Origin of the sequence: Actinomadura syzygii, assembly GCF_008085905.1 — a bacterium.
Classification (GTDB): domain Bacteria; phylum Actinomycetota; class Actinomycetes; order Streptosporangiales; family Streptosporangiaceae; genus Spirillospora; species Spirillospora syzygii.
Map to the genome: position 1 here is coordinate 250,398 of NZ_VSFF01000003.1, position 12,112 is coordinate 262,509.

At 75.4% G+C, this 12,112-nt stretch carries 12 protein-coding genes; 3 read left to right on the forward strand and 9 right to left on the reverse strand.

What is annotated here, in order from left to right:
- Positions 1-85 precede the first annotated feature (85 nt).
- Both FXF65_RS08245 and FXF65_RS08250 read left to right on the forward strand, forming a co-directional pair.
- The gene (locus tag FXF65_RS08245) at positions 86-1,297 is read left to right on the forward strand and encodes an AI-2E family transporter (RefSeq protein ID WP_148349124.1); all 1,212 of its coding nucleotides are present in this window, start codon (positions 86-88) and stop codon (positions 1,295-1,297) included.
- Between the two features lie 107 nt (positions 1,298-1,404).
- On the forward strand, positions 1,405-3,270 hold the full coding sequence (locus FXF65_RS08250) for a glycoside hydrolase family 3 protein (RefSeq protein WP_148349125.1): 1,866 nt from the start codon (positions 1,405-1,407) through the stop codon (positions 3,268-3,270).
- 133 nt (positions 3,271-3,403) lie between these two features.
- On the opposite strand, the gene FXF65_RS08255 is transcribed toward FXF65_RS08250, so the two are convergent.
- Positions 3,404-4,144: an alpha/beta fold hydrolase gene (locus FXF65_RS08255; RefSeq protein ID WP_148349126.1), complete on the reverse strand. Its 741-nt coding sequence runs from the start codon at positions 4,142-4,144 to the stop codon at positions 3,404-3,406.
- A gap of 82 nt (positions 4,145-4,226) precedes the next feature.
- Between FXF65_RS08255 and FXF65_RS08260 the strand changes: the two genes are divergently transcribed.
- Entirely contained in the window at positions 4,227-5,177 is a 951-nt protein-coding gene (locus tag FXF65_RS08260; RefSeq protein ID WP_148349127.1) for a helix-turn-helix transcriptional regulator, read from the forward strand.
- A 12-nt stretch (positions 5,178-5,189) separates the two neighbouring features.
- Here FXF65_RS08260 and FXF65_RS08265 read toward each other — a convergent pair whose 3' ends face one another.
- From FXF65_RS08265 to FXF65_RS46185, 8 genes are all read right to left on the reverse strand, one after another.
- Positions 5,190-5,759, reverse strand: coding sequence for a GNAT family N-acetyltransferase (locus tag FXF65_RS08265; RefSeq protein ID WP_148349128.1), 570 nt, complete (start codon positions 5,757-5,759; stop codon positions 5,190-5,192).
- A gap of 9 nt (positions 5,760-5,768) precedes the next feature.
- Entirely contained in the window at positions 5,769-6,728 is a 960-nt protein-coding gene (locus FXF65_RS08270; protein WP_148349129.1) for a YihY/virulence factor BrkB family protein, read from the reverse strand.
- Positions 6,729-6,742: 14 nt separating this feature from the next.
- Positions 6,743-7,372 (reverse strand): DUF3618 domain-containing protein, encoded by a 630-nt coding sequence (locus tag FXF65_RS08275; RefSeq protein WP_148349130.1) that lies wholly within the window; start codon positions 7,370-7,372, stop codon positions 6,743-6,745.
- Positions 7,369-7,905: a phage holin family protein gene (locus FXF65_RS08280; RefSeq protein WP_246198417.1), complete on the reverse strand. Its 537-nt coding sequence runs from the start codon at positions 7,903-7,905 to the stop codon at positions 7,369-7,371. The genes FXF65_RS08275 and FXF65_RS08280 overlap by 4 nt, the downstream gene beginning before the upstream one ends.
- A gap of 119 nt (positions 7,906-8,024) precedes the next feature.
- Entirely contained in the window at positions 8,025-9,149 is a 1,125-nt protein-coding gene (locus tag FXF65_RS08285) for an AAA family ATPase (RefSeq protein ID WP_148349131.1), read from the reverse strand.
- A complete protein-coding gene (locus FXF65_RS08290) occupies positions 9,133-9,921 on the reverse strand; it encodes an RNA ligase family protein (protein ID WP_148349132.1) in 789 nt (262 codons plus the stop codon). The genes FXF65_RS08285 and FXF65_RS08290 overlap by 17 nt, the downstream gene beginning before the upstream one ends.
- 84 nt (positions 9,922-10,005) lie before the next feature.
- Entirely contained in the window at positions 10,006-11,397 is a 1,392-nt protein-coding gene (locus tag FXF65_RS08295) for an MFS transporter (RefSeq protein WP_246198418.1), read from the reverse strand.
- The gene (locus tag FXF65_RS46185) at positions 11,394-12,098 is read right to left on the reverse strand and encodes a sigma factor-like helix-turn-helix DNA-binding protein (protein ID WP_148349133.1); all 705 of its coding nucleotides are present in this window, start codon (positions 12,096-12,098) and stop codon (positions 11,394-11,396) included. Before FXF65_RS46185 ends, FXF65_RS08295 begins: the two co-directional genes overlap by 4 nt.
- Positions 12,099-12,112: the final 14 nt, after the last annotated feature.

Here is a 12,112-nt window from a genome sequence, read left to right on the forward strand (position 1 = left end):
GATCGACTGAAGAGTCGGCAAAGACCCGGTATCGGACGCACGGCGGCGCCCGGGCGGAACCGGGCGGCGCGGTTAGCGTGCGAGCATGCCGCAGCCGCCCGGCGACACGGCCGCCTACGCACCCGCCGACCTCCCGCCCGACGCGCCCGGCCCGCCCCACCCCGCCCGCAACGGCAGCGGCGGCGGTGGCGGCCCGGCCCGCATGCCGGGGTGGCTGCCCCGCGCGTTCCTGCTCGCCGGCGCCATCGTCCTGCTGTTCATGGGCGGGCTGTGGCTGCTGGAACGCCTCCGCGAACTGCTGATGCTCCTGCTGACCTCCCTGTTCATCGCGTTCGCGATCGAACCCGCCGTCAACTGGCTCGCCCGCCGCGGCTGGCGGCGCGGGCCCGCGACCGGCCTGACGTTCATCGTCGCCGCCGCCCTCGGCGCCGGGTTCCTCGGCGGCATCGGATCCCTGCTCGCCACCCAGGCGACAAACCTCATCGACGGGTTCCCCGGCTACGTCCGGCACCTCATCTCCTGGGTCAACGACACCTTCGGCACGCGGATCTCCCAGGACACCCTGTTCGAACGGCTCCCCACCGTCACCGGCACCCTGTCCCGGCACCTGGCCGGCCTCGCCCAGAACGTGTGGGGCATCGGCGCCACCGCGTTCGGCGTCGTGTTCAAGGGCCTCGGCGTGCTGCTGTTCAGCTTCTACCTGTCCGCCGAGGGACCCCAGTTCCGCCGCACCGTCTGCTCCCTGCTCCCGCCCCGGCGGCAGCGGCAGGTGCTGTGGGCGTGGGAGATCGCTGTCGACAAGACCGGCGGCTACATCTACTCCCGCGCCCTGCTCGCCCTCATCTCCGCCGTCGCCCACTACATCGCCATGATCGGGCTCGGCGTCCCCTACGCCGCCACCCTCGCCCTCTGGGTCGGCGTCGTGTCCCAGTTCATCCCCGCCATCGGCACCTACCTCGCCGGGGCCGTGCCCATCCTCATCGCGCTGACCGTCGCGCCGTCCACCGCGCTGTGGATGCTGCTGTTCGTCATCGCCTACCAGCAACTGGAGAACTACCTCCTGCAGCCCCGCATCACCGCCCGCACCCTCGACATGCACCCCGCCGTCGCGTTCGGGCTGATCCTCGCCGGCGCCGCCGTCGCCGGACCCATCGGCGTCGTCCTCGCCCTGCCCGTCGGCGCCAGCATCCAGGCGTTCGCCTCCGCCTACGTCCGGCGCTACGAGATCGAGGAGCACCCCCTCACCGAACCCGTCGCGCCCGCCGGCACGATCATGCGGTGGCTCGGCCGCAAATGACCCCCCGCCGTCGTCGACCTTTGCCGTGGACGGCGCCCCGGCGCCGGGTTACCTTGCCAGCGGAGAGCTTGATCATCGGGACTTCTCGGGGGCGGGAGGGAGCCGTCATGAACCGTCCCCGAAACCACAGGACCGGGCGGGGGAGGGCGCGGAGGCGGTGGGTCGCCGGGGTCGCCGCCGGGACGCTCGCCGTCACCGGACTCACCGCCCTCGGCCCCGGCACCGCCGGCGCCAGCTCGCACGCTGGGAAGGACCCGGGGCTGCTGCGGCTGATCCGGTCCATGCCGCTGGAGGAGAAGGCCGCGCAGCTGTTCGTCCTGCAGATCTACGGCAAGAGCGCCGACACCGCCGACCCGGCCGCCGTCGCCGCCAACCGGAAGCTGTACGGGGCCGACAACGCCGCGCAGGTCATGGCCCGCTACCGGCCCGGCGGGTTCATCTACTACGGAGAGAACGTCGCCGACCCGCCGCAGCTCGCCGCGTTCTCCAACGGCATCCAGCGCGCCGCCGCCGCGCAGCCGCACCGGATCCCCGCCACCGTCGCCATCGACCAGGAGGGCGGCATCGTCGCCCGTCTCCAGCCGCCCGCCACCCAGTCGCCCGGCGCGATGGCCATCGCCGCCGGACGCCGCACCGGCGACGCCCGCGCCCTCGCCCGCATCACCGGGCAGGAACTGCGCGCGGTGGGCGTCAACCAGGACTACGCCCCCGACGCCGACGTCAACGTCAACCCCGCCAACCCCGTCATCGGCGTGCGGTCCTTCGGATCCGACCCCTCGCTCGTCGCGTCCATGGCCGCCGCGCAGATCGGCGGATACCGGTCCGCCGGGGTCACCCCGACCGCCAAGCACTTCCCCGGCCACGGCGACACCACCACCGACAGCCACACCGGCGTCCCGCAGATCGGCCACACCCGCGCGGAGTGGGAGCGGCTCGACCTGCCGCCGTTCCGCGCCGCCATCGCCCGCGGCGTCGACTCGATCATGACCGCGCACATCGTCGTGCCGTCCCTGGACCCCTCCGGCGACCCCGCCACCCTGTCGCGGCCCATCCTCACCGGCATCCTGCGCGACCGGCTCCACTACCGCGGCGTCGTCGTCACCGACGCGCTCGACATGCAGGGCGTCCGCGACAAGTACGGCGACGAGCGGATCCCCGTCCTCGCCCTCAAGGCCGGCGCCGACGTCCTGCTCAAACCGCCCGCGGACGCCGCCGGAACCGGCGTGTTCCCCCGCCAGCTCGCCGCCGTCGTCGCCGCCGTCCGATCCGGCGAGCTCACCGAACGGCGCGTCGACGAGTCGGTGTACCGGATCCTGGACGTCAAACGGCGCCGCGGCCTGTTCCGCGACCCCTACGCCGACGAGACCCGCGTCGGCGACGTCGTCGGAACCCCCGCCCATCTGGCCGCCGCGCAGCGCGCCGCCGACCACGCCGTCACCCTCGTCAAGAACGACGCCGGCGTCCTGCCGCTGCGGCCCGGGCCGCGGAACGTCCTGGTCACCGGATGGGGCGCGGCCACCACCGCCTCCCTCGCCGCCGAGATCGCCCGCCGCGGCGCCGCCACCGCCGTCCGGCAGACCGGCCTCAGCCCCGGCAGGGCCCAGATCGACCAGGCCGCCGCCGACGCCAAAGGACGGGACCTCGTCGTCGCCGTCACCAACCGCGCCTGGGACGTCAAGGACGAACCCGGCCACAACGGCCCCGGCCAGGCCGACCTGATCAAGGCGCTCGTCGCGACCGGGACGCCCGTCGTCGTCATCGCCGTCCGCGACCCCTACGACATAGCCTGGTTCCCGGAGGCCGCGACCTACCTCGCCACCTACTCCTACACCGCCGAAGCCGTCCGATCGGCCGCCGGGGCCCTGTTCGGCGAGCTGAACCCGGGCGGGCGGCTCCCCGTCGCCGTCCCCGTCCGCGACGAGCCCGGCCGCGTCCTCTACCCGTTCGGGCACGGCCTCCACTACCGGCACTGACCCAGGCGCCCGGTGCGGGGCCCGGTTCCGGAGCGGCAGCCGCCGCCGCGCCGGAACCGGGCCGCCCCATCATGGCGGCACCCTGCGACATTCCGGCGACCACCACCCCCGAACGGCCCCCGTGGATGCCGGGTCAGGCCAGGTCGGCCAGGACCGCCGCCAGGTCCGCCGGACGCGAGAGCATCGGCCAGTGGCCGGTCGGCAGCTCCCGGTAGGTCCACTCCGGGCCGGTCATCGCCGCGAAGACCGGGACGCCCTCCTCGCCCATCCGCCGCACCGCCTCGATCGGGAACGTCGACGCGACCACCGTGCGCGGCGTGTCCGGCAGCGGATCGGGACGCGCCGCGGGCTGCGACGCCGTCCCGAACGGCTGCGGCGTCCCGCGCTCGCGCATCGCCGCCAGCGTCTCCGCCGACAGCCCGGCGAGGTTCACCGGGTCGGCGTCCGCGTCGAACGGCGGCACGGGGATCAGCCAGCCGCCGCCGTCCTCGGCCACCCGCTTCTCCAGCGCCGCCCGCGTCTCCGGGTCGTGGAAGTCGATCCCGGCCAGACCGTCCGGCATCGGCCCGGTGTCGACGTAGACGACCCGCGCGATCCGGTCCGGGATCCGGTCGGCGGCGGCCGTGGCCGCCATGTTGCCGCCGCTGTGCGCGACGAGCACGACCCCGGCGAGGCCGCCGCCCTCGACCACCTCGACGATGTCGGCCGCGTGGGTGTCGACGTCCACGTCCGGTGTCGCCTGCGCGGCGCGCTCGGCCACCCCGGTGAGCGTCACCGCGCGGACGTCGTGGCCCGCCGCGCGCAGCCCCGCGGCCACCCCGTCCCACACCCACGCCCCGAACCAGTGCCCCGGGACCAAAACGAATGTCGCCATGTCGGCCGTCCTTCCCTCCGTCGTCACGACCCACGCTACGGTCGGTACCGGACAGAACCCGCCCGGATCAAGTGAGAGACCCGTGTCACATCCGACGACCCGCGTGCTGGCGATGCTGGAGCTGCTGCAGGCCAACCACCGCATGCGCGGCGGCGAACTCGCCCGGCGGCTCGGCGTCGACGAGCGCACCGTCCGCCGCTACGCCGCGCGCCTGGACGACCTCGGCGTCCCCGTCACCGCCGACCGCGGCCCGCACGGCGGATACCGGCTCCTGCCCGGCTACAAGCTGCCGCCGCTCATGCTCACCGACGACGAGGCCGCCGCCGTCGTCCTCGGCCTGCTCGCCGCCCGCCGCACCGGCCTGACCGGCGCCGCCACCGAGAGCGCCCTGGCCAAGGTGCAGCGGGTGCTGCCCGCCGCGCTCCGCGACCGCGTCCAGGCGCTGCGCGAAACCCTCGGCTTCACCGCCCCCGCCCGCGACGCCGCCGCACCGGATACCGGCGCCGTCCTCACCCTCGCCGCGGCCGCGCGGGAACGGCGCCGCGTCCGGCTGCGGTACCGGTCCTGGCGCGGCGAGGACACCGAACGGGACCTGGACGCCTACGGGCTGGTGTTCCACTCCGGGCGCTGGTACGTCACCGGGCACGACCACCGCAGCGGCGAGGTCCGCACGTTCCGCGTCGACCGGGTCGTGTCCGCCGAACCCGGCGACGCCCGCTACGAGATCCCCGGCGACGCCGACCCCGTCCGCGACGTCACGCTGTCGCTGGCCCGCGTCCCGTACGCGCACGAGGTGGAGGTGCTCCTGGACGCCGGGCTGGACGAGGTGCGCCGCCGCGTCCCGGCGACCGTCGCGACACTGACCGAGGAGCCCGGCGGGGGAGTGCTGCTGGCCACCCGCGCCGAACGCCTCGACGGGATGGCGCGGATGCTGGCCGGGCTCGGGTTCCCCTTCACCGTCCGGCGGCCCGACGAGCTGCGCGGCCACGTCCGCGACCTGGCCCGGACGCTCGCCGAGCAGGCCGAACGCTGAACGCGCCGCCTGTCAGGAGGTCTGGTCGCGGGCGTCCCACTCGTGGCGCAGCATCGCGTACACGACCTCGTCGGACCACTCGCCCTTGACGATCTCGTTCTGCACCAGGTGCGCCTCCCGGCGCATCCCGAGCCGCTCCAGCACCCGGGCGGACGCGCTGTTGCGGCCGTCCAGCCGACCGCACACGCGGTGCAGGTCCAGGCCCTCGAACCCGAGCCGCAGCACCACCTCGGCGGCCTCGGTCGCGAACCCCCGGCCGTGGAAGGCCGGGTTGAAGATGTAGCCGATCTCGCCCTGCCGGTGCTCCCTGCTTCGCCACTGCAGGTTGACCTCGCCGACCAGGTCGCCGGTCTCGCGCCACACCGCCGCGAGGACGAGCCAGTCGCCCTCCTTCTCCACCGTGGACGCGCTCATCTTCTGCTTCAGGAACGTGCGCGACTCCTCCCGGTCGCGGGGCTCCCAGTACAGGAACCGCGCCACCTCGGGCAGAGACTGGTAGGCGTACAGGTCGTCGAGGTCGGCCTCGCGGAACGGCCGCAGGGTCAGCCGCTCGGTCTCGATCGGGTAGTCCGGACGGAGCATGCGACGATCCTATTCACGGTGATCGGCCTTGTGCGACCCGTGATCGCCGGGAATCGTCGTGTTTCCGTCCTCGGCGGGGGCCGTCCCGCCGCGCTCGGCCGCGCGCTCCTCGAGCTCGGCGTTCAGCTCCGCGCCGAGCAGGATCGCCAGGTTCGTGATCCACAGCCAGATCAGGAACACGATGATCCCGGCCAGGCTGCCGTAGGTCTTGTTGTAGGACGAGAACCCCGACACGTACAGCGCGAACAGCCCCGACGCCGCCAGCCACAGCAGGATCGCCAGGATCCCGCCGGGCGTCACCCACCGGAAGCGGTGCCTGGTGCTGGGCGCCGCCCAGTACAGCAGCGAGAACAGGAACGCCACGATCAGCAGCAGCACCGGCCACTTCGCGATGTTCCACGCGGTGACGGCCTGGGAGCCCAGCCCGAGCAGGTCGCCCGCCTCGCGCGCCAGCGGACCCGACACCACCACCGCGATCACCGATGCCGACAGCAGCACCAGCGAGACCAGCGTGAGCGCCACCCGGAGCGGGACGGTCTTCCAGAACGGCCGCTCCTCCGGGACGTCGTAGACGACGTTGGCGGCGCGCATGAACGCCCCGACATACCCCGACGCCGACCAGATCGCCGCGCCGAGCCCGACGAGCGCGACCGCGCCCGCCCCGGCGCGGTTGCCCTGGAGTTGGTCGATCGAGCTGACCAGGACCTGCTTCACCGACCCTGGCGCGATCTTCCCGGCGCTGTCGATGAGGTCCGCGGTGACCGACCGTCCGGCGAGCCCGACCAGCGACACCACCACCAGCATCGCCGGGAAGATCGACAGGACGGAGTAGTAGGTGAGCGCGGCGGCCCAGTCGGACAGGTTGTCGCGCTGATATCCGGCGAAGGCGCGTTTCAGCGCCTGCCACCACGACCCTGCGGGCAGGGCCAGCGGCCTACCGGGTGCGCCCTTGGCGGGGGTGGCGCCCATGACCGGCCTCCCGCTCAGAGAGACGAACGACGGCGTCCGCCCCGCCCCGGAACCCGCCCGCGCATCCCGCCCGACATCCCACCGGCCGTTCCGCCGCGCATCTTCCCGGGCATCTTCCCGGGCATCCGGGAGCGGACACCGGCGGGCATCCGGCCGAGCATCCCACCGGGCGACTTGCCGGGCATCCGCGAGCTGATGGCCGAGGGCATCCACGCCGGCGCCCAAGAGGGCGTCCGCGTGGCCTGCCGGCCCAGCCGTCCGGTCATCCGCCGCGTGCGGACACGCAGGCCGGGGCCGCTGCGTCCGGAGCCGCGCAGCCGGTCCGGCATCGCGACGGCGCGGCCGCCTCCGCCGGACGAGCGGCGGCTGCGGAACCACACCGCGCCGAGCGCGGCGGCGCCCACCCCGGCGGCCCCGATACCGGCCCATCTGCCGCCCTGCCAGGCGGCGACGTCCCTGGCCCGCGCGGCGGCGTCGGCCGCGCGTTCGCGGACCTGCTCCGCCTTCTCCCTGGCCAGGGCCTTCACGTCGGCCTTGGCGGCGAGCTGCTCCACCGTCTCGCCCAGGTCGTGGCGGGCGCGGTCGACGTCCTCGCGCAGCTCCGCCGTTCCGGCGGCCGCGCCGTGCTTGCCCTGCGTGGTCATCGGTGCGTCGCCCTCTCCTTGAGCTCGGCCATCGTCTGCCTGGCCTCGCCCATCGCCTGTTCCGGTTTGGGCGGCGTGGCGCGTCTGGCCTGGGCCCGGCCGAGGATCGCGAGGACGCCCGCGACCAGCATCAGGAACCCGCCGATGATCAGCGCCGCCGCCCACACCGGCAGCGCCACCGCGATCGCGGCGACCGCGGCCGCCAGCAGCACCGCCACCCCGTACAGGGCGACGAGCGCGGCGCCGCCGAGCATGCCCGCGCCGGTCCCGGCGTGCCGGGCCTTGTCCTTCAGCTCGGCCGCCGCCAGCCGCATCTCGGCGCGCATCAGCTCCGAGACCTGCTGCGCCGCCTGCTTGACCAGCTCACCCGTCCCGGCCTCGTGGCGCCCGTCCCGCCCGGGGCGCGCGCCGTTCAACTCAGGGGCGCCGCCCGGGTCGTGCCGGTGCGCGCCCGGCATCCCGGACCCGGTCCCGGCCCCTGCCGTTGTTCCGGCCTCGGTCTCGCCGTCGTATGTCGGCCGCACGATGCTCATCGCCTCCGGCCCCCTCACGTGCTCGTCGCGAAGCTCGCTGAAAGAAGGTCGCCGAAACCCGTTCCCTCTGCTGGGCGGCTAAACGTCACCGCCCGCCAGGGGAGGCGGCCGGGACGGGGTCAGGCGGTGGTGAGCCAGCGGACGCGGTGCGCCTCGGTCGGGTCCGGGGTCTCCCAGCGGCGGACGAGCCGGTCGACCACCGCGTCCGGAACGGGCGAGGGCCGCCCCCGGTTCCGGTCGCGGACCACCTCCGGCGGCGCCTCCAGCGCCACCACCTCCACCCGCCCCCGGTACCCGGCGATCAGCCCCGCGCACGCCTCGCGCTGCGACCGCGACACGTTCGTGGCGTTCCACACGAACGACCGCCCGGCGCGCAGGTGCCCGCGGGCCTGCTCGTGCGCCGCCGCCGCGACCGCCCGCTGGTCCCCGGCGGGGGACACGCCGAGCTCGGCGCGCAGCCGGTCCAGGCTGACGACCGGGACGTCCGGGCGGTGCGCGGCGATCCAGTGGTCCTTGCCGACGCCCGGCAGCCCCGACAGGATCGTCGCGGTCAGCCGCGTGTCGTCGTAGGCGGCGTAGCCGGGGTCGCGGCCGGGCTTGCGGAAGTACCAGAACCGCGCGTGGTCGGACGGGAACGCGCGCGGCCCGTCCAGGCAGCCCTCCTCCGCGCAGTAATCGCCGTACAGCGCGACGTTGTCCAGCAGCTCGGCCGCGTCGGGGCACACGCGGCCGAGGATGTCGGCCGACGCCAGCAGCACCAGGTCGTCGTTGCGGGCCAGGAGACTGACGCGGAACACGATCCGCTGCAGGTCGGGGCGCTCCAGCGCCCAGAACGGCACCTGGTGGTGGCGGATCAGCGCGGCGACGTGCTCGCGCCACTCCACCGGCGCGCCGAGCTCCCACAGGATCCGCCGCGCCATCAGGTCGCCGCGCCGGGAGTGGCCGCGCGCGGTGATCCGGCCGCCGTCGTCCAGGGCGGTGCAGTGCGGCTTGGCGACGTCGTGCATCAGCACGGCCGCGAACAGCCGCGTCCGCTCCCCGCGCGGCCGGGACCGCCACTGCGGCATCGCCGCGAGCGCCTCGCACGCCATCCGGGTGTGGGTCTCCACGTCGCCCTCGCCGTGGAACACCGCGTCCTGCGGGACGCCCGCCAGGTCCCGGACCCAGCCGAACGCGTCGCGGACCCGGTCCCAGTCCAGGGCCCAGCCCGGCGGCTCCGGGCACAGCTCATCGAACACCCGCATACAGCACCTCCGGGTCGGCGAGGCCGTTGGCGACGATCGGCCGGTCCTGCCAGTGCGTCCCCGCGTCCAGGATCGCCGTGAGGAAGGTCGGCCGGACCCACTTGTAGCGGTCGACCGTTGTGCCGCCCTCCTCCACCTTGATGTAGAGGCCCTCCATCTCCTCCGCGGAGTCGGACTCGGCGGCGGCGCGGTCGGGGTCGGCGCCGCCCGCCGCCGCGGCGGCGCGCAGCGCGTCCCGCCACCGCGGGGTGCGGCACGTCGAGGGCCCGGCGAGCGCGGTCAGCGCCGCCAGGTCCGGCAGCGGCCCCTCGTACAGGACGGGCACAGACACCACCGGCGTCCCGGCCAGCAGCTCACGCCGCGCCGCCGTCGACAGGAACGTCCCGTCCGACAGGTCCAGCACGTCGAACTCGCAGAAGTAGTGGGGGAGCGCGTCGTAGAAGACGGTGTGCTTGGCGTACAGCCATTCCCCGTACAGCACGTACCGATCGCCGAGCCGCTCCCGCAGGACGTGCTGGACGGACGCCGCCCACGCCTTCAACGGCCCGAACTGGCGCTCGCGGGGCCCGCCGGTCAGGTAGTGGCCGCGGCTCTGCAGCCGGAGCTCCCCGGCCGGGGTGAAGCTGATCCCGGCGTTGGCGCCGTCGAGCTTCTCCTCCACGACCAGGTACCGCCCCGCGACGTCCGCGAACGGCACGGCGGCGAGGTCGTGGTCGCCGGGCTGGAGCCGGGACCCTTCGATGTGCCGGGTCCGGGGGTACTTGCGGAGCATGCCGACCGTTGTAAGGGACCGCCGCCGCCCCGCCAACCGGTTTTCCCACCCGAACGGCCGCAGACGGGGGCCGGGCGGGCGGGTTCAGCGGTTGGGGACGGCGCGGGTCAGCGCGAGCGCCGCCACCCACAGCGCGACGCTCGCCCACGCCAGCGCGTGCAGCCCGGACGCGAACTCCCCGGGCAGCGACGCGGGCCCGGCGACCGCCCCGAACACCGCGACGCCGAGCGCGGTCCCGACCTGCCGGGCGGTGTTGTTGAAGCCCCCGGCGAGCCCGGCGTGCGCGGGCGGGACGGCGCGCATCGACGCGGCGACCACGGCGGTGACGATCAGGCCGTCGCCGATCCCGACGGCGAGCAGCGCGGGCAGCAGCGGCCCGTAGCCGCCGTCGCCGCCCGCGCCGAGCAGCGACAGGCATCCCGCGGCGGCGATCGCGGCGCCCGCGCCGAGCGGGAGGCGGGTGCCGTACCGGGCGGTGAGGCGTCCGCTGACCGGGGCGAGCAGCGCCAGCGGCACCGCCATCGGCAGCAGCATCGCGCCCGCCGTGAACGCGGACCGGTGCCCGGCCTGCTGCAGCTCCAGCGTCGCGACGAACAGGATCCCGTTGGTCACCAGGTTCATGATCAGCGCGATGGCGGCGGCGCCGAGGAACGCCGGGGCGCGCAGCAGCCCGCCGGGCAGCATCGGCGCGGCGGCGCGCCGCTCGGCGACCGCGAACCCCGCGGCGGCCGCGACGCTCGCATCGGCGGCGATGACGGCGGCGGCGCGGTGGCCGTGGCCCGCGGCGATGACCGTCCACACCAGGCCGCCAAGGACAAGCGGGGCGAGGAGCGTCCCGGCGCGGTCCAGCGGCACGTCCGCGCGCGGGGCCCGGCCCGGGTCGCCGACCAGGGCCCGCACCCCGACCGCCGCGGCCACCACGATCGGCACGTTCAGCAGGAAGATCCACCGCCACCCCGCCGAGTCGACCAGGACCCCGCCGAGCAGCGGCCCGGCGGGCAGCGCCGTCGACGACACGCCCGCCCACACCCCGAGCGCCCGCGCCTGCTCGGCCCGCCCCGGATACAGGGCGGTGATCAGCGCGAGGCTGCCGGGCAGCAGCAGCGCGGCGCCCGCCCCCTGCACCGCCCGCGCCGCGATCAGCGGGCCCGCGCCGGGCGCCGCGCCGCAGGCCAGGGACCCGGCGCCGAACAGCGCGAGGCCGAGCAGCGTGGTGCGGCGGTGCCCGATCCGGTCGCCGAGCGCGCCGCCGCCGAGCAGCAGCCCGGCGATCGCGACGGCGTACCCGTCCACGACGCCCTGCAGCGCGGGCAGTCCGGTGCCGAGCGCCCGCCCGATGCCGGGGAGGGCGACGTTGACGACCGTCACGTCCAGCAGGACCAGGAACATCCCGGCGCACAGCACGGCCAGCGTCGCGCCGCGCCGGGGCGCGGGCCCGGCCTGCGCGGCGCGGGGCGGGGAGGTGGGAGCGGTCATGCCCCCACGCTGCCCCCGGGACGTTTCGCCGCCCCTCGAACCATGCCCGCATCCGGCCCGCGTGTGTCACAGGCGGGCCGCGCGGCCGTTGAGGTAGCGCTGCTCGGGGACGCTGTGCGTGCGCCGGGCCGCCGCCCGGTACACCTCCCGCGCCCGGCGGCGTCCCCGGACATCTCCAGCAGGTGCGCGCGGACGGCGAGCAGCCGGTGCAGGGTCCGCGCGAGCCGGATCGCCTCGGCGGCCAGCTCCCCGCGGAACAGCCGCGTGCCCGCCGTGGCCGTGTACCCCTCGCCGAACACCAGGTAGAGGACGTGCGGGACGGCGGCCAGGCGCGCGTCGCGGTCGCCGGGCGCGGGCATCCGGAACGGGACGCCGCTGTCGCGGATCCGCCGCTTGGCCCGGCTGATCCGCTGCCCCATCGTCGCCTCCGGGACGAGGAACGCGCGGGCGATCTCCCCGGTCCTCAGCCCGCCGACCGAGCGGAGCGTCAGCGCGACCTGCTGCTCCGGGGACAGCACCGGGTGGCAGCACAGGAACAGCAGGATCAGCGTGTCGTCGCCGTCCGGCGGCCGGTCGGCGGGCGAGCCGCGCGGTGATCTCCGACGCGCGGTCGAAGCCGTCGCACTCGACGATCGTGTACCGGGCGAGGACCTCGGCGGTCTCGGCGTAGGGGCCGCCGCCGCGCCTTCGACACCTTCCAGCCCGCACGGGCCGA